This window comes from Bradyrhizobium sp. USDA 372, from assembly GCF_053629095.1.
The window spans coordinates 309800-334222 of record NZ_JBRJHR010000001.1 but is presented as its reverse complement, the minus strand read 5'-3'; the positions used below and the strand labels follow the sequence as shown (position 1 = coordinate 334222).

General features: G+C 64.6%; 14 protein-coding genes. 4 read left to right on the top strand and 10 right to left on the bottom strand.

The window, feature by feature from the left end; all coding sequences use genetic code 11:
- Positions 1 to 28 precede the first annotated feature (28 nt).
- From metG to AB7M16_RS01595, 3 genes are read left to right on the top strand one after another with little or no spacing between them, the layout of a single operon-like run.
- Positions 29 to 1984 (top strand): methionine--tRNA ligase, encoded by a 1956-nt coding sequence (gene metG, locus AB7M16_RS01605; RefSeq protein ID WP_453942957.1) that lies wholly within the window; start codon positions 29 to 31, stop codon positions 1982 to 1984.
- Between the two features lie 13 nt (positions 1985 to 1997).
- Positions 1998 to 2774, top strand: a complete 777-nt coding sequence (locus AB7M16_RS01600) for a TatD family hydrolase (RefSeq protein WP_172788941.1) — start codon at positions 1998 to 2000, stop codon at positions 2772 to 2774.
- Between the two features lie 13 nt (positions 2775 to 2787).
- Entirely contained in the window at positions 2788 to 3585 is a 798-nt protein-coding gene (locus AB7M16_RS01595; RefSeq protein WP_172788942.1) for an MBL fold metallo-hydrolase, read from the top strand.
- A 138-nt stretch (positions 3586 to 3723) separates the two neighbouring features.
- On the opposite strand, the gene AB7M16_RS01590 is transcribed toward AB7M16_RS01595, so the two are convergent.
- From AB7M16_RS01590 to AB7M16_RS01575, 4 genes are all read right to left on the bottom strand, one after another.
- Positions 3724 to 5028, bottom strand: coding sequence for an Nramp family divalent metal transporter (locus AB7M16_RS01590; protein ID WP_453942956.1), 1305 nt, complete (start codon positions 5026 to 5028; stop codon positions 3724 to 3726).
- 253 nt (positions 5029 to 5281) lie between these two features.
- The gene (locus AB7M16_RS01585; RefSeq protein ID WP_453942955.1) at positions 5282 to 6931 is read right to left on the bottom strand and encodes an acyl-CoA synthetase; all 1650 of its coding nucleotides are present in this window, start codon (positions 6929 to 6931) and stop codon (positions 5282 to 5284) included.
- Positions 6932 to 6952: 21 nt separating this feature from the next.
- Positions 6953 to 8842: a TRAP transporter large permease gene (locus AB7M16_RS01580; protein WP_453942954.1), complete on the bottom strand. Its 1890-nt coding sequence runs from the start codon at positions 8840 to 8842 to the stop codon at positions 6953 to 6955.
- A gap of 27 nt (positions 8843 to 8869) precedes the next feature.
- Positions 8870 to 9901 (bottom strand): TRAP transporter substrate-binding protein, encoded by a 1032-nt coding sequence (locus AB7M16_RS01575; RefSeq protein WP_453942953.1) that lies wholly within the window; start codon positions 9899 to 9901, stop codon positions 8870 to 8872.
- A gap of 631 nt (positions 9902 to 10532) precedes the next feature.
- On the opposite strand from AB7M16_RS01575, the gene AB7M16_RS01570 reads away from it, so the two are divergent.
- Entirely contained in the window at positions 10533 to 14351 is a 3819-nt protein-coding gene (locus tag AB7M16_RS01570) for a hypothetical protein (RefSeq protein WP_453942952.1), read from the top strand.
- A 33-nt stretch (positions 14352 to 14384) separates the two neighbouring features.
- Here AB7M16_RS01570 and AB7M16_RS01565 read toward each other — a convergent pair whose 3' ends face one another.
- From AB7M16_RS01565 to AB7M16_RS01540, 6 genes are all read right to left on the bottom strand, one after another.
- Entirely contained in the window at positions 14385 to 17486 is a 3102-nt protein-coding gene (locus tag AB7M16_RS01565; RefSeq protein ID WP_453942951.1) for an ATP-binding protein, read from the bottom strand.
- A gap of 264 nt (positions 17487 to 17750) precedes the next feature.
- Positions 17751 to 18578 carry a hypothetical protein gene (locus AB7M16_RS01560; RefSeq protein ID WP_453942950.1) on the bottom strand — a complete coding sequence of 276 codons (828 nt, stop codon included), beginning with the start codon at positions 18576 to 18578 and terminating at the stop codon, positions 17751 to 17753.
- An 87-nt stretch (positions 18579 to 18665) separates the two neighbouring features.
- Positions 18666 to 19958 carry a siderophore utilization protein FsrB gene (fsrB, locus tag AB7M16_RS01555; protein ID WP_271498330.1) on the bottom strand — a complete coding sequence of 431 codons (1293 nt, stop codon included), beginning with the start codon at positions 19956 to 19958 and terminating at the stop codon, positions 18666 to 18668.
- A 56-nt stretch (positions 19959 to 20014) separates the two neighbouring features.
- Positions 20015 to 22330 (bottom strand): TonB-dependent siderophore receptor, encoded by a 2316-nt coding sequence (locus AB7M16_RS01550; RefSeq protein ID WP_453942949.1) that lies wholly within the window; start codon positions 22328 to 22330, stop codon positions 20015 to 20017.
- Positions 22331 to 22522: 192 nt separating this feature from the next.
- Complete coding sequence (locus tag AB7M16_RS01545) at positions 22523 to 23188, bottom strand: methionine ABC transporter permease (protein ID WP_212257066.1); 666 nt, start codon at positions 23186 to 23188, stop codon at positions 22523 to 22525.
- Positions 23178 to 24317, bottom strand: coding sequence for a methionine ABC transporter ATP-binding protein (locus AB7M16_RS01540; protein WP_453942948.1), 1140 nt, complete (start codon positions 24315 to 24317; stop codon positions 23178 to 23180). The genes AB7M16_RS01545 and AB7M16_RS01540 overlap by 11 nt, the downstream gene beginning before the upstream one ends.
- Positions 24318 to 24423 lie beyond the last annotated feature (106 nt).

Sequence of the window (24423 nt, the reverse complement as noted above, 5' to 3'; positions counted from 1 at the left end):
ATTCGAGAAGCCGGTAAAGGAATTCGTGGTGGCAACGCGAGCTAAGAAATCCGTCAAACGCAAGAGCGGCAAGAAGTCTGCGAAGAAGGCCGTCAAGAAAGCCGCGAAAAAGGCCGTGAAGGCGCGCGCGAGCAAAGCCGCCAAGAAGGTCAAAAAGACCAAGAAGGGTGCCGTCAAGAAGAGCGTGAAGAAGGGCGCAGCAAAGAAGGCGGGCAAGAAGGCCGCGAAGAAGAAGGTCGTCGCCAAGAAGGCGGTAAAGAAGGCTGCCAAGCGGCCGGCCAAGGCTCCGGCGAAGAAGGTCGCGAAAGAGGCGACTGCGCCTGCTGTGGCCGCCGCGCCGGCTCCCGTCGTCACGCCTGTGAAGCCAAAGCCGACGAAGCCAAAGGCCCCGCGCGCGCCAAAGCCCGTCACTTCGCCGCAAGTTGCCGCGCCCGCGGTCGCGCGCGACAACGTCTTCTACATCACAACCGCGATCGCCTATCCCAACGGCAGCCCGCATATCGGCCATGCCTACGAGGCGATTGCGACCGACACGCTGGCGCGCTTTGCGCGCCTCGACGGCAAGGATGTGTTCTTCCTGACCGGCACCGACGAGCACGGTCAGAAGATGATCCAGACGGCGGCGAACGAAGGCATGTCCGCTGCCGCGCTCGCGACGCGTAATGCCGGCCGCTTCAAGGAGATGGACGAGCGCCTGGACGTGTCGTTCGACCGCTTCATCCGCACCACCGAGGAGCAGCACCATCGCTCCAGCCAGGAGATCTGGCGGCGCATGGAGGCGAGCGGCGACATCTACGCCGACACCTATTCGGGCTGGTACTCGGTCCGCGACGAGGCCTATTACGCCGAGGACGAGACGCGCGTGAACGACGACGGCCTGCGGCTCGGACCACAGGGCACGCCGGTGGAATGGGTGGAGGAGAAGAGCTATTTCTTCCGCCTGTCGGCCTACCAGGACAAGCTGCTCAAGCTCTATGCGGACCACCCCGATTTCATCGGGCCGGATTCCCGCAAGAACGAGGTGGTGAGCTTCGTCAAGGGCGGCCTGCGCGATCTCTCGATCTCGCGCACCACGTTCGATTGGGGCGTGAAGGTGCCCGGCGACGAAGAGCATGTGATGTATGTCTGGGTCGACGCGCTGACCAACTACATCACCGGCGTCGGCTTCCCCGACGAGAGCGACAAGAACTGGCGCTACTGGCCGGCCGATGTGCACATCATCGGCAAGGACATCATCCGCTTCCATGCGGTGTACTGGCCCGCCTTCCTGCTCTCGGCCGGCATCCCACTGCCGAAGCGGGTCTATGCCCACGGCTTCCTGTTCAACAGGGGCGAGAAGATGTCGAAGTCGGTCGGCAACGTCGTCGATCCCTTCAACCTGGCCGAGCAGTACGGCGTCGACCAGATGCGCTACTTCTTCCTGCGCGAGGTGCCGTTCGGCCAGGACGGCAACTACAATCACGAGGCCATCGTGGCGCGCATCAATGCCGATCTCGCCAACGATCTCGGCAATCTCGCGCAGCGTTCGCTCTCGATGATCGCCAAGCAACTGGGCGGCGTGCTGCCTGAGCCCGGCGAGTTCAGCGACAACGACAAGGCGATCCTTTCGATGGCCGACGGCATGATCGCAGCGTCGCGCGAGGCCATGGCGACGCAGCAGATCCATCAATGGCTCAACGCCGTCTGGGCCGTGGTCGCGGAGGCCAACCGCTATTTTGCGGGCGAGGCGCCGTGGGCGCTCGCCAAGACCGATGCCGCCAGGCAGAAGACGGTGCTCTACGTCACCGCCGAAGTCGTGCGCCAGATCGCGATCCTGGCTCAGCCAGCGATGCCGACCGCCTCCGGCAAGCTGCTCGACAGCCTCGGTATCCCCGAAGCCGAGCGCAACTTCGCCATGCTCGGCGGCGCAAAGCGCATCGCGCCCGATTCGACGCTGCCGGCGCCGACGCCGGCGTTTCCGCGCTACATTGAGCCGGCGGCCTGAAGGCGCTCGCACGATGCTGGTCGACAGTCATTGCCATCTGGATTTTCCGGACTTTGCGGAAGATCTCGACGGGATCGTGTCGCGGGCGCGAGCCGCCGGCATCGCGCGCATGGTCACGATCTCGACGCGGGTGCGGCGGCTAAAGGACCTGCTCAAGATCGCCGAGCGGTATGACGACGTCTATTGCTCGGTCGGCACCCATCCGCATCATGCGGACGAGGAGGACGGCATCGCGCCGGACGAGCTGATTGCGTTGACCCAGCATCCCAAGGTCGTCGCGCTCGGTGAAGCCGGGCTCGATTATTTCTACGACAACGGCTCGCCGGAAGCGCAGGCGAGGGGCTTTCGCGCCCACATCGCCGCCGCCCGTGCCACCGGCCTGCCGCTGGTGATCCATACCCGCGAGGCCGACGAGGACTGCGCGCGCATCCTGGAAGAGGAGGCGGCAAAGGGATCGTTTCGCGCCGTGCTGCATTGTTACACGGGCGGGCGCGAGCTGGCGCTGAAGGCGGTGTCGCTCGGGCTCTATATCGGTTTCACGGGAATCCTGACCTTCAAAAAATCGGAGGCATTGCGCGCGCTCGCAGCCGAACTGCCGCCCGACCGTATTCTGGTTGAAACAGACTCGCCCTATCTTGCGCCCGGCAAGTTTCGGGGCAAGCGCAATGAGCCGGCCTACGTGGTCGAGGTCGCAAAAGTACTCGCCGAGACGCGCGGCGTGTCGCTTGACGAGGTTGCGCGCCAGACCAGCGAAAATTTCTTCCGCCTGTTCTCGAAGGTGAAAGCTTGAGACTGGGAGCCGCATGACGCTGACGCTGACGATCCTGGGCTGCGGCTCCTCCGCCGGCGTGCCGCGCCCGGCGCTCGGCTGGGGCGCCTGTGATCCCAACAATCCCAAGAACCGCCGTCGCCGCTGCTCGCTGCTGGTCGAACGGACGTCCGAGCACGGCACGACACGCATCGTGATCGACACCTCGCCGGACCTGCGCGAGCAATTGCTCTCGACCAATGTCGACCACATCGATGCGGTGTTCCTGACGCACGAGCATGCCGACCAGACTCACGGCATGGATGATCTGCGGTCGGTCGTCATGCACATGCGCCGGCGCATTCCGACCTATTTCAACCAGTCGACCGCCAAGGACATCCTGTCGCGGTTCTCGTATTGCTTCATCTCGCCCGAGGGCAGCGATTATCCGCCGATCCTGACCCGGCATTCGATCGAGGCGGGCGAAAGCCAGACCATTCTGGGGAAGGGCGGCGCCGTGACGATGACGGCGTTTCTGGTGCAGCACGGCAACATTCCCGCGCTCGGCTATCGCATCGGGAATGCGGCCTATACGCCGGATCTCAATGATATCCCGCGCGAGAGCTGGGGCGCGCTGGAGAATCTCGATCTCTGGATCGTCGACGGCCTGCGCTATACCAGCCATGTCAGCCATTTCAGCATCAACGATGCGCTGTCCTGGATCGAGCGCTTCAAGCCGAAGCGTGCGGTCATCACCAACATGACCGCCGACGTCGACTACGAGGTCATCCGGCAGTCGCTGCCCCCTGGCGTGGTGCCGGCCTATGACGGGCTGCGGCTGGAGACGCACTAAGGCGAGCAAGAATTCTGGTCAGTGAAACGTTAAAGCATGATCCGGGCAAGGGTGCAGCGATTTACGAAACGACCATGCGCGAGCCATGAGGTAAGGCGCGGTAAGGATCCATCCCGATCCGATCGCGCTTAGCCAAGACTAGATGAACCAGGAAGCGACGAGGCCCGCCGTCGCCGCGAAGATTGCGCCCACCGTGATCCACGAGAGGATGTTGAGCGGCAGGGTGTTGACTTTATCACCCATGATCTTGCGGTTGTTTGTCATCAACAGGATGAACAACAGCAGCGGCGGGGTCGAAAAGCCCTGTACGATCCCGGAATAGACCAGCGCGCGCATGGGATTGAAGCCAAGAAAATTCAGGACAACCGCAACCAGCGTAAAGCCGGCGATCACTGCATAGAATTTCTTGGCCTCCTTGGGACGCGCATGCAGGCTGCTCTTCCAGCCTATCACCTGACAGAGATCGTAGGCCGCGCCGGTGGTCATGATCGGCACAGCGAGGAAGCCGACTGCGATAATTCCGACCGCGAACAGGATGCCTGCTGTGTCCCCGGCGATCGGGCGCAAGGCTTCGGCGGCCTGTGCCGCCGTGTCGATATTGGTTTGGCCCGCCTTGTGAAGGGTGGCGCCGGTCGAAAGGATGATGAAATACATGATGATGTTGGAGAACAGCATTCCGGTCAGGATATCATTGCGCGATCGGCGCAAATCGCCCTGCGTCGTTCCGCGCCGCTCCTCCAGCGTGGTGCGTCCCTGCTGAATCTTCTCCTCGACCTCGACATTGGATTGCCAGGTGTAGAGGTACGCCGACAGGCTCGTGCCGATAATCGCAACGAGGATAGAGAGAAATTCGCCTGAGAATTGCACGGTCGGAGCCAAGGTGCCGCGCAGCACCTCCCACGGGTCCGGCTTGGCGAGAAGGGCCGAACCGACATAGGCAAACAGCACCAAGGCGAGCCATCTGAAAATGTTGCGGATGGTCTCGTACGAACCCCAAACCTGAAGCGCGAGAATCGCGAGGGCGACGCCGGACACGATGACCGGAGCAGGCAACGGAACGAACAGTCCGAGCGCTGCTGCCATGCCTCCGAGATCCGCGGCCGCTTCGATGGTGTTCCCAACCAGCACGCCTATCAGCGTCGGCCAGAGGACCCAACTTGAATAGTGATCTTTGATGACGTGAAACAGCCCCTTGCCGCTGACCTGCCCGAGCTTGGAGGAGAGGTAGACGACCGCGAACATCATTGGAAACGTGATGGGGGCAGTCCACAACAGCGATGTTCCAAATTGCGCTCCGGCGCTCGCATAGGTTCCTATGGCCGAGCAATCGTCGTCAGCGGCTCCGGTGACCACACCTAGCCCGAGCGAGCGCGCGAGACCACGCCGCTTCGGGTTTGAGGAGGGAGCCTCAGATTGTTCGCCGTCGTTCTCAGCCTTTGGCAACGTGCATTCCGAGCGTGGTTCGGGAAAAGTCGAACACCAATGGTCCCGCATGCGGGAGGTTCCTCCGCGACACGCGTTTCAGTCGTCAGGCTCACTTGCAAGCGGGAGCCCTGGTGTGGCTGTCGATAAGGATGCTACCCGAGGCGGTCGAAGCCTGCCCCGGGCTGCGGCGGGAATGCGTCTCCGACGTGTCCTGCGCACAATCATCGCGCGGGCGGAGACTTTCAGATCCCTTTGTGAGGCCGCGAGAAGCTCACGCTGAGATCGCCTTCGCGGAGTCCACCTGGTTACGCAGCAGGAATTTCTGGATCTTGCCGGTGGACGTCTTCGGGATCGGCCCAAACACGACCGCCTTCGGCGTCTTGAAGCCGCTCATGTGCGTTCGGCAGAACGCAATGATCTCGGCCTCGGTTGCGCTCGCGCCGTCCTTCAGCTCGACGAAGGCGCAAGGTACCTCACCCCATTTCGGATCGGGCTTTGCCACCACGGCGGCGAACAGCACTGCCGGGTGCTTGTAGAGGACGTCCTCGACCTCGACGGAGGAAATGTTCTCGCCGCCGGAGATGATGATGTCCTTGGAGCGGTCCTTGATGATGACGTAGCCGTGCTCGTCGAGCACGCCGAGATCGCCGGTGTGAAACCAGCCGCCTTCGAACGCTTCCTTGGTCGCCTTCTCGTTCTTGAGGTAACCCTTCATCACGATGTTGCCGCGGAACATGACCTCGCCGATGGTCTCGCCGTCGCGCGGCACCTCCAGCATGGTCTGCGGATTGATCACAGTGACGGCTTCCTCGAGCGGGTAGGGCACGCCCTGCCGGCGCTTCATGCGGGCGCGCTCGGCGGGAGGGAGCTCGTCCCAGCCCGGCTGCTCGGCGCAGACGGAGGCGGGGCCGTAGACCTCGGTCAGGCCGTAGACATGCGTCAGCTTGATGCCGATGCTTTCGGCGCCTTCCAGCACGGCGACCGGCGGCGCAGCGCCCGCGATCAGGCCGACGACGCGGCGGGCGGCATTGCCTTTGGGCGCATCGGGGGCGTTGATCAGCGTGTTGTAGACGATCGGCGCGCCGCACATATGGGTCACGCCCTGGCTCTTGATCAGCTCGAATATCTTTGTCGGCTCGACCTTGCGCAGGCAGACATTGATGCCGGCGGCGGCCGCGATGGTCCACGGAAAGCACCAGCCGTTGCAGTGGAACATCGGCAGGGTCCAGAGATAGACCGGATGCTGGCCGAGATTGCCTGCGAGGATGTTGCTGACGGCGTTCAGATAGGCGCCGCGATGGTGGGTGACGACGCCCTTGGGATTGCCCGTCGTGCCCGAGGTGTAGCTCAGTGCGATCGCGTCCCATTCATCGCTTAGCGTGATCGGCGCGAAGCCGGGATCGCCTTCGGCGACCGCTGTCTCATATTCGATCTCGCCGATGCGCTTGCCGCCTTTGAATGCGGCGTCGTCGACGTCGATCACCAACGGCTTGGGGCCGCTCATCTTCGCCAGCGCGTCGCTGATGACGGCCGAAAACTCTGGATCGACCAGGATGATCTTGGCGCCGCCATGGTCGAGCTGGAACGCGATCGAAGGCGCATCGAGCCGGATGTTGAGCGCGTTGAGCGCCGCGCCCGTCATCGGCACGGCGAAGTGCGCCTCGTTCATCGCGGGAATGTTCGGCAGCATCGCCGCGACCGTGTCGCCGACGCCGATGCCCTTGCCTGCGAGCCAGGACGCAAAGCGCCGGCAGCGCTCATAGGTCTGCGCCCAGGTGAAGCTGCGGCCTTCATAGACCGTGCTGACGTGAGCGGGATAGACGGCGGCGCTGCGCGCGAGGAAGCTGAGCGGGCTCAGCGGCACATAATTGGCTCGCGTCTTGTCGAGGCCGATATTGTACGGGTTCGGTCGCTCACTCATCGACACCCTCCTTAAACAGCTTCAAAGAAATCCGATCGAGATCCAGGGGAAGATCGCGACGATGATCAATCCCACCAGCAGCGCCAGCAGATAGCCCCAGATCGGCTTGATGCCTTCGGCCGGATCGACGCGTCCGATGGCGCAGGCGGCATAATAGCCGACACCGAAGGGCGGGGCGAATAGCCCGATACCCATGGCCAGAATGATCACCATGGCATAGTGCACCTCGTGCACGCCGACGGCGCGGGCGATCGGGAACAACAGCGGCCCGAACAGCACGATGGCCGGAATGCCCTCCAGCACGCTGCCGAGGATGGTGAAGGCCAGGATGGACACGGCAATGAAGGTCGCAGCTCCCCCTGGCAATCCGGTCATGGCCGCGGCCAGCGAGCGCGAGAAGCCGGACTGTGTCAGGCCCCAGGCCATGCCGGTCGCCGTGCCGATGATCAGGAGGATCGCTCCCGACAGCGCGGCGGTCTCGACCAGCATCGGAAACAGCCGCCGCCAGTCGAAGCGGCGATAGACAAGGAGGCCGACCACGGCGCCGTAGACGATGCCGATGGTGGAAACCTCGGTGGCGGTCGCGATGCCCTCGACCACGGCATAGCGGATCACGAAGGGCAGCGCGAGCGCGGGCAGGGCAATGACGAAGGTCTTGCCGATCTCGGAAGCGGTGGCGCGGCGAACATGGCTCATGTCCTCGTGGCGGTAGCGCCACCACACCAGCATGCAGAGCGTGACCGCGAGCACGACGCCGGGCAGCAGGCCTCCGGTGAAGAGGGCGGCGATCGAGACGCCCGTCACCGAGCCGATCGTGATCAGCACCAGGCTCGGCGGAATGGTCTCGGTCTGGGCGCCTGTTGCCGCCAGCAGCGCGACGAGATCGCCGGGCTTTGCGCCGCGCTGTTTCATCTCAGGGAACAGCACCGGCGCGACCGCGGCCATGTCGGCGGCCTTGGCGCCGGAAATGCCGGAGACGAGGTACATCGCGCCGACCAGCACGTAATGCAGGCCGCCCCTGATGTGGCCGAGCAGGCTCGCCAGGAACGCCACCATGGCCCGCGCCATGCCGGTCATCTCGATCAGCAGGCCTAAGAACACGAACAGCGGCACGGAAAGCAGGATGAGGTGGCTCATGCCCTCGTCCATGCGCCCGACCAGCACCATGACGGGTGTGCGCGTCGTCAGCGCGAGATAGCCGAAGATGGCGAGGCCAAAGCCGAACGCAATGGGAACGCCGGCAAAGACGCAGAAGCCGGCAACGCCGACGAAGAAGATGACGAGGTTGAGATTGCCGAGCGGCCGCAGGAGCGGCTCCGCTAGCCAGAACAGGCCGATCACGATCGCAACCGACAGCACGGCGGTGGCTACCATCCGGTAGTCGGCCGCGCGTAGCAGCCGCAGCAAGGCAAAGGCCGCCATCAGCCCGACGCCGGCCGGCAGCGCGGCGGCGCGCCACATGTTGGAGATCTGCAGCGCCGGCGTGGTGATGTAGCTCTCTTCGTAGGCATAGTCGCAGGACGGCCAGACGATCAGCGCCAGGAACGCCAGCGCGGCCGAGGTCGCGACCAGATCGAGATAGGCTCGCATCGCCGGCCTGGCGCTCGCGACGATCGCGGTCATGCGCATATGCTCGGAGCGGCGGAACGCGACTGCCGCGCCCAGCATGGCAAGCCACAGGAACAGGATCGAGGCGAGCTCGTCCGACCAGATCAGCGGCCGGTGCAGACCGTAGCGCGCGACCACACCGGCAAACAGGATCACGATCTCGGCGACGACCAGGGTCGCCGCCGGGATTTCGACGACGAGACCGAGCACGCGCTCGAGCGAAGTCAGCAGCGAAGGTCGGCGAGGGGACTGCAACGTCACCTCGCCCACCACTTCGGTCACCTCGATCCCGACGTGAGCCATCCTGATACTGACCTCGGGCCCAACGCGTTACGACAGCTTGCCGACGGCCTTCTCCAGGAGCTCCCAGGCCTGATCGCCATATTTGCCCTTCCATTCGGCATAGAAGCCGGCAGCGCGCAGCTTGTCGCGGAACGGCGCCACGGCCGGCTGGTTGAAGGTCAGGCCCTTGCCCGCGAGCTCCTGCTGCAGGTTGGCATTCAGCTTGGCGGTATCCTCACGTTCCTTGACGGCGGCGGCATTGATGTTCTTGGCGACCACGGTGCGCACGTCCTGCGGCAGCTTTTCCCAGGCTCTGCGGTTGGCCAGGAACCAGAAGCCGTCCCACATGTGGTTGGTCAGCGAGCAGTATTTCTGCACCTCGTAGAGCTTGGCGGTCGAGATGATGGCCAGCGGGTTCTCCTGGCCCTCGACGATCTTGGTCTGCAGCGCCGAATAGACTTCGCTGAAATTGATCGAGGCCGGTGCGGCATCGAACGCCTTGAACATCGAGGTCCACAGCGGCGACACCGGCACCCGGATCTTGAAGCCCTTGAGGTCGTCAGGCCCGGTGATCGGCTTGGTCGAGGACGTGGTCTGGCGGAAGCCGTTGTCCCAGATCTTGTCCATGACCTCGAGACCGGCCTTCTTGATCTCGCCGCGGACATGGGCGCCGAGATCGCCGTCCATGGCCTTCCAGACCGTATCGTAGTCCGGGAACGCGAAGCCGATGCCGTTGATCGACGCTGCCGGCACCAGGGTCGACAGGATCAGGCCCGACAGCGTGAAGAACTCGACGCCGCCGGAGCGGATCTGGCTCAGCATGTCGGTGTCCGAGCCGAGCTGGTTGTTCGGGAAGATCTGCAGGTCGAACTTGCCGCCTGTCTCGGTCTTGATCGCCGCCGCCATCTCCTTGGCGCGGACGTTGAGCGGATGGGTGTCGGGCAGGTTATTGGCGTACTTGTAGGTGAACTCGGCGCTCTGGGCGCGGGCCACATGGGGCGCACCGATGCCGCCCAGGACCGCGGTCGCGGCGGAGGCCTTGAGAAGCGTGCGTCGGGAAAAGCGCGTCGAAAAGACCATGGGTCTGCTTCCTCGGAAGGTTTGTTGTTGTTCTGAGATGCAAACCTATACGGACGGTCGCCTTAAGGTCATCTGCGATCTCGCGGAAGCCTCGCTTATTGCAGCCGGACAAGGTCACGGCAATATCGGCTTTCGGCACAGGAGACCCGATTTCAAATCTGCAAAAACAACCCCATGCACAGTAGCAAACACGAGCTCAGGCGACGGTCGAGGCGCAGGCCGCAACCAGCGCTCAAGTGGAGATACGGCTGAAGGAGTTTTGGCTAAACTATTGATCTGATTGTAGATAAATATATTCCATAATATACCTTATGCGAATCAGGGATATGGATGCCGACCGCTGTCTGCACGGCCTGTGAGCTGCACCGCTAGCTCGCGCGCGAGCGATTGCGGCCCCTTCCCGGGCTCAAACCTATGCCGCTCTCGCAGGCTAGCTGATTGCATTGCTCCGGCGAAACTTCCGCCTGCGCGCCGCGCCCGAAAGTTCGGAGAGTGTGGGCCAGTTCATACAATTGAACGGCCGAGAGCCGCACTATTCTCAAATAGCGTTGCATAACGAAACACGTTTCGGTTGCCGGGCCCAGGCGCGAAGGCGCCTCCAGCCCGCGTGCGACCCGGGGGAGCCAGAGACATGCGTCGTGATTTGACCATCAAGACCGGCAGCATGGCCGGCACGTCCGATTTCAGGGTGATGGCTCCGATCAAGAAGGGGTTCGTGCCCTCCCTGGATGCGACCACGTACAAGACCCGCGTCAAATATGTATTGCGGGCGCTGAATAGCGGACGCGCCAATGCGTATGAATACGAGCTCGCCCGCGTGCTGTCCGATTCCGTGGACCGCGTCGGACGGATCCACTCGGTGGGCATCGCCGTGCTCGAACCCGAGGACGATTCCGTCGATGCCGTGGACTACGTGCTGCTCACCGCGACGTTCGACGGCTCCTGGGAGGCCTATGTCCGCGTCATCTGGCAGAAGGCCGCCCGGCTGCTCGACCTCATCTTCTGCAATACCGAGGGCTACGTGCTCGGTCACGAGAACACGTACGAAAACTGGGGTATCTGGCTCAAGAGCAGGCAGACTGAAGCCTATTTCCTCTACGCCACCCCCGACCTGACCGTGGATGACACACGCTTCCTGCGGATGGAGGAGCGGGTCTATCGGCGCGCCTCGGGCGCCGGCGCCGATCAGATCGTCACGCGGATGAGGATTCCGTCGCCGGAAGAGATTGCGCGACGCTCGGTGTTCCAGGGCGTCGATCCGAGCAATGCCGGCTTCAGCGAACCGCTCACCCCCGAAGCGGCCGGCCGGCCCGCCTTTCGCCACGGCATCCTTGCGCTGGCGGGGCTCTACCGTCTGGCCGACTTCTATCCGCCGGGGACGCATGACGGAGTGGTTCTGCATCGGGCCGCCCACGAGCTGCTGCCGGAATTCGTCACCATGATCAACACTCCCGCCTATGCGGAAGGCGTCAAACGCGCCAGCCGGCGCTATGAAGAAGCGCTGCACTGGTTGATGACCCCGCCCGACGTGGCGCCGGTGCGACAAAAGCTCCCGCTCGCCCTGCCGCCCCAATCGCCGTTGCAGGATCGCTGCAACGTGCAAGGCGGGATTCTCTCCGCCTACCCCGCTTCGGATCACGGCTGCCTGCTGCTGTTGCAGTTCGCCAATCCGGCTGCGCTGGCGGCATTTCTCGACGTCCTGCAGGTGACGTCCGCGGCCGACGTTCTGACACCCGGACAGATCGTCACCAACATCGCATTCACCGTCGAGGGGCTGCGCCAGGCCGGCCTGTCAGACGAAGAGGTGCGCACACTGCCGGAAGAGTTTGTGCAGGGCATGGAAAGACGCGCCGGCTTGCTCGGCGACGTGCGCTGGAATCATCCCCAGCGATGGCGCCTTCCGGCCAGCAACTGGGCTCTCGGGATCAACGCGCCGGACCTGCCCGAAGGCGCCCCGGCGCCGCGCATCAGCATGAGCTCCGTCCATGCCGTCCTTCAGCTTCGCCTGCTGACCAAGGACCCGACCAAGGACCCGCAGACGGCGGCGGACGCGAGAAAACCGTTGATGGCCGAAATGAACCGCCTGGTCGAGGTGGATCCAGGCGTCAGGCCGCTGTCGATTCAGTGGATGCAGCGGCAACGTGTTGGGTCCTCTGAGAACATGAAGGACCATTTTGGTTTCGCCGATGGCAGTTCGAACCCGGTGCTGGACGCGAGCGAGGCCGGCGAGGTCTATTCCAATCGGGTGCATCTTGGCGAGATTCTGTGCGGCTACCCCAACCTCGCGGACGAGACCGCGCCGCTCGGCGACGCGACCAATCGTGCTCACGCAATGCTCCGCGACGGCAGCTTCATGGCGCTGCGCAAGCTGCGACAGGATGTCGAGCAGCTCGAGGACGTGCTGTGCCGCGCGACGCGACAGGCGACCGAGACGGCCGGACCGGACGCACCTGCCCTGACGCGCGAGATGCTGATGGCCAAGATGATGGGACGCTGGCCGACGGGCCATCCCCAGGCCGGCCAACCCCTGACCCCTACTCCGCCCCCCGACAAAGGCTACAACGACTTCAACTACGACGCCGATCCACAGGCCCAACTGTGCCCGTTTCACGCACACATACGGCGCGCCAATCCGCGCCTCTCGATCACCAAGGCGGATGCCGGCGCCAGGCCCCCACGGATCGTCAGGCGTGGCATGTCCTACGGTCCGCCCGTCGACGCGCAAACCGCCAAATCCGGCCAGCAACCAGAACGCGGCCTGGTCTTCATGGCCTACAATGCCAGCCTCGGCGAGCAGTTCGAGGTGGTGCAGAGCTGGCTGGCCGGCGGCAACAGCTCGGCGTCGTCCTCGGGGGTAAGCGATCCTTTCCTCGGCCTCGCCGAGCCTGGCCGGCTCCGACATTTCCGTTTCGAGCATGGAGGCCAAACCATTCGCGTGGCGCTGGACGGCTCGGACCGGCTCCACGATGAACCTCGTCCGTTCGTTCGTCTGGAATGGGGAGCGTATTTCTTTGCGCCATCCAAGAAGGCGCTTGCCGACCTGCAGCAATGGGCGGCGAGCCAGGGCCACAAACCGGCGGTGACGTGGAGCGTCGATCAGGGGGAAAAGGAGATCGCGCGTCTGCGCCTGATCGAGAGCCGGCAGGGCGAAGCCGCGGCGATGGCCGCATGGAAGACGGCGCTCGAAGATCCGGATTCGGCCTCGCATTTCGTCAACGCGTCGATCTGGGCTGCGATCCGCGAGCGCCACGGCGGCGCGCTCCGCACGCCCTTCGGTGTCTTGGTCGCCGACCGCGACATGGTCTACCGGGTCTTTGCCGATTCCGACACCAAGCTGACCATCACCGGCTACCTTCCCCGCATGCTGCGGTCGTTCGGCATCCTCTATCTTGGCCGCGACGCCGGACAGCCTGACCAAGTCTATGAGCAGGAATCCGCAGCCTGCAACGCTGCGATCATGGCCCTTGACCAACCCGCCGCATTCGAGCTGGCGCGCACAGTCACACAGAAGGTGCTGGGCTTCATGGTCAAGCAGATGATTGACTATGCCGCTAGCGACGGCGAAGCGAGCTGGGAACTGACCGTCGACGTGCACGAATTGGTGGATCCGCTGCTCGCCGCCTTCTGCGAAGCGTGGTTCGGGTTGAGCGAAGACGGGGGGCATTTCCGCCGCATCGGCTATCGCTGGGATTGGAAGCCAGGCGAGCCGCCCGGTTATCCCGGCCATTTCCTCTCCCCTTCGCGCTACATCTTCCAACCCCACCCGAACACGACGGTGGAGGCGATCGGCGCGGCACATGGCGACGCTGCGCGCCGCGCCATGGAGAGTTTCCTGACGCAGTTCGGGCCGACGAGCGGACCCGTGACGAAGGCGGTTTACAATTCGCCGCGAGGCACCGGCGACATTCCGTTCGTGGCTCGTACCATCGCCGGCGCCATGATGGGCTTCATTCCGACCGTCGACGGCAACCTGCGCAGGATATTGAACGAATGGCTGCGCGAAGGAACGCTATGGGCGTTGCGCGCTCGCTATGCCGGCACGGAAGCAAAGAACTACATGGACGCCCTCAACCGCCTGAGAGACGACTTCATCCCCGCGATGCAACTTCGCGCGGTGCCCGAACTGATTTGGCGCACAGCCGTCGTTTCGCAAACCATCGGAGGTGTCGAGGTCAGGCCGGGGGACGTCATCGTCGCCGGCGCGGTCTCCGCCACCCAGCAAAATCTCGCCGAAGGTCGTCAGGACCTCTATCACGCCTTCGGCGGCAACCGCAGGGTCGCGGGGCATCCCACGCATTCATGTCCCGGAGCAGATCCGGCATTGGCAGTGATGCTGGGTTTCTTCAGCGCATTGGTGGAGACGCCGCTACCCTTGCGGGCCGGCCCCATTCCAATGAGCCTGACGATGGACGGAAGGGTTCCCGCGCCGCCGAGTCCAGCTCTGCGCTAAATTTAGAGCCGTTCAGGACAGGCGGCGCAGCGACTAGACGGCACAAGGCTGAGCACGACCGAGTTGCTCGTTGGCGTAGACGACGGGTGTGCCGATGAAGAGCCGGATCGCCTGCTCCGCATGCCAGTGCATGCCGAGCGCCTTGAGTTTCTCGGCAGCTTCCATCATGGTCTGGCGGGCCGCCTCGCCCTGCCCCTGCCCCGCGAGAAGCTCGCCGCGCAGGGCCAGGTTCAGGGCCGCATCGCGCAGCGAACCGCGCCAGCCTGCGGAGGCCTCGGCCCGCTGCAACCACCGTTCGCTGAGGCTAAGATCCTGGCGCCGGGCTGCGAGCCTCGCCAGCGAGCGGCACGCTGCCGCCTCGCCCAGCCGCTCGCCTTCGCGCGCGCGGCGCAGGACATGGGCGGCATATCGCCGTGCCGTCTCGACGTCGCCTTCGGCCGTCGCCGCCTCGACGAGCCAGCTATATTGAACCGACGTGTAGAATTGAAAATTGCGCCGCTCCATCCATTCCGCGGCGTTGCGCAGCTGCAGCAAGCCATCGGCGTCGGCGGCCGCCGACCAGCGGGCAAATCCCGAGGCGGCCCGGCAATCCGCCAGCAGCAGCAGACTGCGGGTGTTCTCGGCGATGCGCGCCCCTTCGACGGCAAGCTGCTCCGCCTCGCGCCAGCGGCCCTGCCAGTTCAGCGCGACCGCAATCCAGTTGCGTACGGAATTGACGACCGGATGGGTCGAGCCTTCGACCAGGGCCATGGCTTCGCGGAAACATGCGTGGGCACCGTCGAAATCGCCGCGATCCGCGAGGATGCCGCCCTTGCACGACAGCGCGTAGGCCGCTCCGAAGGATATCGCGCCATGCCGCCGGGTGCGCTGCTGCTTGGTCGAAATGGCAGCGTCGATCAGGGCGATGGCTTCGTCGTACTGACAGCTTGCGGCCAGAATTTGCCCGAGCGTTGCTTCGATCTGGGCGATCAGGCGATGATCACCGAGCTTGCGCGCCAATTCCAGTGCCGTCCGCGTGTGCGTCACAGCTTCCCGGAAACGGCCGAACCCGTAGCACATGTAGCCGAGCCATTCATAGGCGCTGGCCATCGCGGCGGTCTCGCCGAGGGAGGACGCGATCGCAACCGCGCGTTCGAACACGGACGTATCGTCGGTCAGCGACAGCGGGTCGAAGATGTTGGCCATACCAAGCTTATTGGCCAGCAAGCACCAGCGCAGCGATTGCTCGCGGGAGCGATCCGGCACGCGATCCAGCGCCTGCATGGCGACCTGGTACTGCGCACTGGCACGATCGAGCGCGAATGCAGCCATGGCCTTGTCGCCGGCGCGTTCGGCATAGCGGGCGGCGCTTTCCCAATGACCTGCGCCGCGCGAATGATAGGCCAGAGCTTCCATCGCGTCCTCGCGATCAGCCTGCTCGGACCGCGCCAGCAAGGTGGCTTCGATCCGCTTGTGCAATGCCTGACGCTCGTGCAGGCCAATGCTGTCGTAGACCGCGTCGCGCGTGATGCCGTGCTTGAAGCGCAGGACGTCGCCCCCTGGATCGGCATAGAGAAAGTCCGCATCGGCCAATGCCCGCACGATGGCCGGGTCGGGTTCGCTGCCGCAGGCCGAAACCAGCAAGCCGTGCGGCACGGTGTTGCCGATGACGGCCGCGGCGCGGACCACCTTCGCCTCATCGGACGGCAGGCGTGCCAGGCGCGAGGCGACCAGTGTTGCGATCCAGCCCTGTTTGCTGCGCGCTTCGAATGAAGCAGGATCGTTGGCGGCGATGGAATGGCAGAGCTCTTCGATGAACAACGGCACTCCGCCCGCGTAGGCGTGGATGCGCGCGACGAGGAACGGATCGGCCTGCGGCACCCAGCGGCGTACGGCAAGGTCTGTTTCGGGCCCCTGAAACGGTTCGAGGAGCAGGTGCGGCGCGCCTGAAATCCATTCGGTGCCGTCCTCGCGTGGCCGGCTGGCGAGGATGACACGAGGTCCGTTGGGCAATTCCAGCAAGGCCTGGAGCAATTGGCGGCTTGCATCGTCGGACCATTGCCAATCGTCGATCACCAGCACCAGCGGGCCGTGCGCCGACACGCCGGTGAAGAACGCGAGGAGATCGCCGACGACGCCGTCGACGGTGATGCGGCCGCCGCGCGCATCGGCGCCGGCCGACGCCAGAGCGAGGATCGATTCTGCATGCGGGCCGAGCTGGGCGGCCCATGGCTCCAGAGCCGTGCGCGCGGTCTCCTTGGCCTCAACGATGGACGCATCCGGGCCTATTCCGAGTGCGGAGCGCAGCATTTGCAGGAACGGTTGCAGAACCTCGGCACCGACATAACTCTCGCAACTGCCCCGCAGCAGCCTGAAGCGCTCGGTGCCGACGTGCTCCAGCACTTCTTCCAGAAGGCGTGTCTTGCCGAGGCCGGGGCCGCCCACGACGACCGTGCAGCGTTGCGCGGGCGGAGGTGCCTCGCTCAGAAAGCGTGTCAGGAAGCCGAATACCTCGTTGCGGCCGATGAAGGGTGTCAAGCCGCGGCGCGCGGTTGCCTCGAAGCGTCGGGTCGCCGTGCTTCGTCTCAGCACCAGCCTCGCCTGCGGCATTCCGGAAATCCCTCCCGATGGGAGGTGGGCACCGAGCTCGAAGAAGTTGGCGTGCGGCCCAAGGGCATCGAGGCTGGCGAGGATCTGATCCGGACCGGCGTGACGCGACAGGTGCGCCGCCGTGTTTACGACATCGCCGATCAGGTCATACCGGCCGGACTCGATGTCGCCTTGGGTCAGGAGCACGGTGCCGGCATGGATACCCGAATGCATTCGCAGCGGCATCAGCGCCGGCGACACGCCATCGTGGCGCAGCTGCCCGACCCATTGGTGAATATCGAGCGCTGCTTCTGCAGCACGACGACCGTCGTCCTCGCCCGACTGGGGATGGCCGAAAATCGCGAGGGCACCGTCTCCCTGTGTTCTGATGATGTGACCGCCGTGCTTCGCCACCGCGCGATGCCAGATCTGCCGCAATTGGCTGAGGAGCTCGGAAAGGTGCTCGGACTCGACATCTCTGCCCAGGGCCGTGGACCCCACAAGGTCAGAGAACAGCACCGTCAATCGATGACGTTCGCCTTTTGGATCGCGGGTTTGCGTACTCATCGTCAATCGCAGCCAAATCGTTGACGAACCGCAAGAACGGTCCCCAGCTGGTGCCAGACCGGATGCAGCAAGTATGACAAAAGGCCATAGTATCTCGCCTAACCCGCAAGTGGAAGCTCGCGGATTGCATCCGCCGAACACGGCGCTTATCGGTCTAACTTGCTCAAAAATCTCATGTCTTGCCCTTTGCCGGACGGCGCGTCGGCCGCCTCGCCGGCACAGGCCAAGGCGGAGTATCAAGGTGGAGGATCTTGAGCTGGCGTTCTAGGGAAGCGGCAGCCGCTCCAACTGGCTCTGCGCCTTCTTGACGGCGGCCGCATACCAGCTCTGGCTCGGGGCTTCCTTGGCGAAGCACGAAGTGAAGGCGGTCATCGCCTTGTCTTCGCGGGCCATCTCGCCGCGCGGATCCTTCTTGTCGACGGGCTTTGCCATCATCTGCTTCCAGACCTTCTCGCAGGCCGGAATCGGGGCGGTCTTCACGGCCTCCGTTGCCGCGAGGAAATAGACCTTGTCGCCCTGGATCGCGACGACGTCGATTTCGTCCGGGGGACCCTTGAGGTCGCCATTGCCGCGCACGCCGAGCACAGCGGCTGCGACGCTCGCCCTTGCCGGCTTGGTGATCGGCAGCTCCGCATAGATCGCGAAGGCGGCGTCCTGGATCGCATAATAATAGAAGCGGTCGGATTTCAACGCTGCGCCGCTCTCCTGCGGCATGCCGTCCTCGCGATGCTCGCCCAGCCAGTGCCTGAGCAGGCCGGTCGTGGTCACCACGGCCTGCATCTTGTCGCCTTCGGAAGCGAAGCTCAGCCCGTCGAGATGGCCGAAGCCGATGTCGCTCTTGAACAGCGTATCGACGTTCGACTTGCCCTCGGCCGGGAGCCCCTTGATCGCGACCGGACCGACCAGGCCGCGCAGCACGCTGGCCAGCTCCTTCAGGGCCGCATCATGCTGCTTGTAGATCTCGTCGCTCTCCTTGGCGCTGGAGAATTTTGCGATGTAGCGGTCGCGCAGGTCGAGATAGTGCTGCTCGGGCGCGGCAGCACGGGCAGGTGCGGCCAGGACGAGCAGGCAGAGCAAGGCAGGCAATCTCATTGCAATTCCGGAAGACTGGAGAGCGATCTCCCATCTTTGTGCCGACGCCGGGTGCGAAGGTTCATCCGCTGGCAGAACGCGGGTGCCCTACTCTGCCGGCGTGAGTTGCTGCCGGTTCAGCCGCAGGGCCGCGGTCTCGCGTACGCGAACCCGGGCGCGGCGCTTGCGCCACCAGATCACGACGCCGGTGACCGAGAGCGCGGCGACCACGAGGCCCATCACCGAGATCAGGATGCGCCCGAACAATCCGACGATGCGGCCCGAATGCAGCGGAAACTGCGCCTGCACGAAGATGTCGGCAGCGGTGCCGACCCAGGGCAGTCGCTCGCCGATGGGACGGCCGTCCTCGCTGTCGTAATAGAGCTGCGCCGGGCCGACGCCGCCGGCGCCGTGATCGTCGCCGGGGTGGAAGAAGGCGGCGGCATAGACGCCATGGGCCGGGCCGTAATTGATCGACCCGACCGGGACCGTCCACCCGCGCGCCTTGCCGTCGGCCGCGGCGCGCGCGGCGATGTCGGCGAAGGTGACCTTGGGCTCGATGGGATCGTCGAGATCGCGGTACGGCCGCTGCTCGTAGGGCGTCGGCGTGTAGTTCGACACCATCTTCATCAGCGGCGAGAACACCTCGAAATAGAGGTTCAGCGAGAACGCCGTGAAGGCGATGATGAACAGCACACCCCACGTCCACAGGCTGAAAGCGCGATGGATGTCGAAATTGATCCGGTAGGCGCTGCCCGAGGTCTTGATGGTCCAGGCCGGCGCCCAGCGCGCCCAGAAGCCGCGCTCGAGCTGGCGCGCGACCGCGGGCGCGCGCGCCGCCTTGGCGCGCCGGCGCGAGGGCAGCGTCAGGTAGAAGCCGACGAAGCAATCGATGGTCCAGATGATGGCGATGATGCCGAGCACGCGCATGCCCCAGCGGTCGCTGCCCCAGAATTCCGGAATGTGCATCGTGTAGTGCAGCTTGTAGAGAAACGAGACGAAGTTTTCCCGCGTGACGGGCCACACCGCCCCCCAATAGCGCCGGCCAAGCTCCGCGCCGGTGTTGGGATCGAGGAAGACCTGATTGTAGTCGAGCGGGTAGCGCTTGCCCGTCGCGGGATCGATCCGCGGCATGACGAAGAACCACAGCGAGTGGCCCTGCTCCGGCGTCATGAAGAGGTAGACGACGCGCGCGCGGGGATCACGCTGCTCGATCATCTTGGCGAGCTCGAGCGAGGGAATGGCCGGCCCCTTCGTCGAGACATCGAACAGATGGCTGTTCAGGACGTCGTCGATCTCGTGATCCCAGGAGATGATCGCGCCGGTGATGCCGGAGAAGAACAGGAATCCGGCCGTGAGCAGTCCAGCCCAGCGATGCAGCCTGCCGAATATCGCTCTCATCGTCTTCCACTCTCATCCAGCGGGTCCGGCCCCCGGGTGCCGGACCGTCTTTGATTTCACCAGCGATAAGTCAGCTTGCCGATCGCCTTGCGTCCCTCGGCATAGAAGCAGCCCGCCAGGCTATAGCACGCAGCGACGTAGCGCGTGTCGGCCAGGTTGGTCACGTTCAGCGACAGCCGCCAATTGCCATGGGTGTAGGCAAGCAGGGCGTCCAGCACGGTCGAGGCGCCCACCTTGAAGGTGTTGGCGTCGTCGCCCCAGGTCGCGCCGACATAGCGGATGCCGCCGCCGAACTGCAGGCCCGCGAGCGGCCCGTTCTGCAGCGTGTAGTCGCTCCACAGCGAAGCGCGGTTGAGTGGCACGGTGACCGGCGCCTTGCCGACGTTGACCGGATCCTGCGTGACCATGGCGTCGACATAGGCATAGGCCGCGCGCAGGTTCCAGCCGTCGGCGAGCGACATCGTGCCTTCGAGCTCGATGCCGCGCGACTTCACCTGCCCGATCTGTTCGTAAAAGGTGGCTGCAGGCACGTACACAGCGAGGTTGTCGCGCGTCAGGTCGAACGCGGCGAAGGTGAACAGCGCGTTCCAGCCGATCGGCTGGTACTTGACGCCGACCTCGTATTGGACGCCGGTCTCGGGATTGAGCATCTGTCCGCCAAATCCGGTCGCGAGCAGCGGCAAAAACGATTCCGAGTAGCTGAAATAGGGCGCGATGCCGTTGTCGAAATTGTACATCACGGCAGCGCGGCCGGTGAAGGCCGAGGCGTCCTTCGCGACCGTGGTGTTGAAGATGCCGTTGTCGACCTGCGTCGTCACGAAATCCTGGCGGCCGCCGAGCTGGAACGAGAGCCGGCCGAGCTTGATCTGATCCTGCGCGTAAATTCCCACCTGCGACTGCTTGACGCCGGTCTTGTCGCTCGGCAGGCCGTCCACGGCATAGTCGTAGCTGTACACCGGGTTGAAGACGTCGATCGTCGGAGACGAGGTCGTCACGCCATAGGCGGTGTCGCGGAAGGACGTGTTGCGGTAGTCGACGCCGACCAGCGTGGTGTGGCTGAGAATGCCGGTGGTGAACTTGCCCTGGAGCTGATTATCGACGGCGAAGGAATTGATGTAGGAGTTGCTGTAGCTGCCATAGCGTGCGAGCTGCCCTGCGGCTTCATCGGCATAGCCGCCGCCGTAAAACACCTTTTCCTCGTTGTGCTGGTAGGCGTAGCGCAGGTTCTGCCGGAACGTGAGGTAGTCGGTGAAATCGTGCGAGAGCTGGTAGCCGATTGTTGCGATCTCGGTGTTGAATGCGTCGAAGCTCGGCACGCCCGCGAAGAACGAGACCGGGATGGTGCGGCCATTGTTCGGCCACACCGTGCCCGAGGCCGGCAGGAACTGGAGGCCCCACCCTGCCCGATCCCTCTGGTAGTTGGCGAGCAAGGTGATGGTGGTGTCCTCGTTCGGCTTGAAGGTGACGGCGGGCGCGATGAAGACGCGATTGTCCTTGCTGAAGTCGACCTGGGTTTCGCCGTCGCGCACGACGCCGGTCAGGCGCCACAGCACGGTGCCTTCCTTGTTGGCGGGGCCGCCCATGTCGAACTGGCCCTGATAGCGGTTGAAGCTGCCGCCGGAGATCGAGACCTCGCCGAACTGCTGCGCCGTCGGCAGCTTGGTCACGTAGTTGAGAATGCCGCCGGTGCCGCTGCCGCCATACATCGCGGAGGACGGGCCCTTGAGCACCTCGATACGCTCGGCCCCATAGGGCTCGAGGCCATTGAAGTGCACGTAATTGCTGGAGGGAATCCGCAAGCCGTCGACGTAGAGGCCCGGCATGGTCATGTCGAAGCCGCGAATCTGGAGGCCGCCGAAGCGGGTGTCCGAGCCGCCATTGACATCGCCGCTGACGCCGGCGGTGTAGCGCAGGGCCTCGCCGATCGAGACCGCGCCCTGGTTCCTGACCTGGTCGGTGGTGATGACGGACACCGACTGCGGCGTTTCGATCAGGGGCGTATCGGTCTTGGTCGCGGTACCGCTGCGCGTGGCGACAAAACCGCGTACCGGACCATTGGCGCGTTCGCCTGTGGCGCCATTCGATGACGCCGACTGCGTTGGCGCAGCCTGCTGCGCCGGGCCGCTGCGATTGGCGCGTGCGGTTCGCGCCGCCGCCCGTCGCGAGGACGCAATGGCCGCAGGACGGGCGCGCTGCGCCGGCGCTTCGACGGTGACCGCAGGAATTTGCGTCTGCGCCTCCACGGTAGCGAAGGGAATGACGAGAGAGAATGTGCTGACCGCCCCGAGGAAAAGTACCTGAATCTGTCGACGACGCGTGTCGCCACGCGAAGAAAATTGAAAGTCGCTCACGTCTTTCGAGGCCCCACGCACTGCCGGCTTCGCCGGTACCGTTTTTGATGCCCCGCCCTAGCTCAGCCGGTTTTCGAGTGCGATAGGAACCGCGTTAGAATTTCTCCAGACGTGTGCGCCGCACCTGCGACGAATGCGCTCAGGCGCGCTTCGCAGTTTGGAATGTTTCCAGGCAGAAGCAGAATCGCCCTGTCTGAAACATCGGGAAATGTTTCAGCGATGCCGCAGCCGGCGATTGACCCGGCGTGCCAGGTAATCGCCCGCGCTCTGGACGATCTGCACCAGGGCGATCAGCACGACCACGACGGCCAGCATCATCTCCGGCATGAAGCGCTGATAGCCGTAGCGAATACCGAGATCGCCAAGGCCCCCGCCGCCCACCGCGCCGACCATCGCGGAGTAGCCGAGCAGGCTGACGACGGCGAGCGTCAGCGCCAGCAGCAGTCCCGGCAGCGCCTCCGGGATCAGCACCTTGAACACGATCTGGAGCGGCGAGGCGCCGAACGAGGACGCGGTCTCGATCAGGCCGCCGTCGACCTCGCGGATCGCAGCCTCGACGAGGCGCGCGATGAACGGCGTCGAGGCGATGGTCAGCGGCACGATCGCCGCCGTCGAGCCGATCGAGGTGCCGGCCACGAGGCGCGTGAACGGGATGATGGCGACGACCAGGATGATGAAGGGCGTCGAGCGCGTCGCATTGACGACGATGCCGAGCACGCGATTGACGATGGGCGCCGCGAACAGCTCGCCTTTGCGGCTGGTGGCCAGGAACACGCCGAGCGGCAGGCCGAAGGCGGTGCCGAGCAGCGCCGCGATGCCGACCATGTACAGGCTTTCGAAGGTCGCCTGGATGATCAGGTTGATGAGTTCAGGCGACATAGCCGAGACGCTCCGCCGAGAATTGATATTGAGAGAGCCAGGCGAGCGTCCGCGTCACCGCGTCCTCGCCGCCGGGAAGTCCGAGCGTCAGCGAGCCCACATGCTGGCCGCCGATCTCGTCGATGCGCGCCGACAGCAGCGCGACGTCGAGCCCGAGCTCGCGCGCGAGCCGGGCCACCAATGTGTCGCCGGCCCCTGCCCCGCGCACCTGGACCCGGATCACGGCCTGCCCGCCGGCAGCCTGCTCCGAAACGATCCGGCTCGCCAGTGACACCGGCAGGCTGTCGCCGATCACCTCGGCCAGGAAGGACTGCGTAATCGGATGTTTGGGATCCGTGAAGATGTCGGCGACGTGGCCGCTCTCGACGACGCGGCCGGCGTCTAACACCACCACCTCCTTGGCGAGCTGGCGCACCACGGACATCTCATGCGTGATCAGCACGATGGTCACCCCGAGCTCGCGGTTGATGCTCGCAAGCAGATCGAGGATCGCCCGCGTGGTCTGCGGATCGAGCGCCGAGGTCGCTTCATCCGACAACAGCACGCTCGGCCGCGTCGCCAGCGCGCGGGCGATGCCGACGCGCTGCTTCTGGCCACCGGACAGTTCGGAAGGATAGCGATCGTGCTTGTCGGCGATACCGACCAGTGCGAGCAGCTCGGCGACGCGGGCCTTGATGTCGGCCTTGGCCCAGCCGGCGATCTCCAGCGGCAGCGCGATGTTGTCGGCGGCAGTGCGCGAGGACAGCAGATTGAAATGCTGGAAGATCATGCCGATCGAGCGCTGCGCCAGCCGCAGCTCGCGGCCGGTGAGCGCCGAGATATCCCTGTTGTCCACGATCACGCGGCCCGTGGTCGGCTTCTCCAGCCCGTTGATGAGCCGGACCAGGCTCGATTTTCCGGCGCCGGAGCGGCCGATCACGCCTGTGATGGAACCGCGCGGTATCGCGAAGTCGATGTCTTGCAGCGCGTCGACGCCGGGCTTGCCGCGATAGGCCGGATAGGTCTTCGAGATATTGGCGAAACGGACCATCGCGTCGGGCTCGGCCGGCGCGGGTGAAATCGCTTCAAGCGTTTCGATCGGTCGTCCAATCGCGAGCGATTGGTGGGCATTCATGGAGGCAGCCTTCATGCACAATAGTTCGCGTTCCCAGTTGGGCGCTCGGGAACCAAGTCGGCATCGCGCGACGGGAGAGAGACAGCGGTGAGGATCCGGAACGAACGCGCTGCACCGCAGC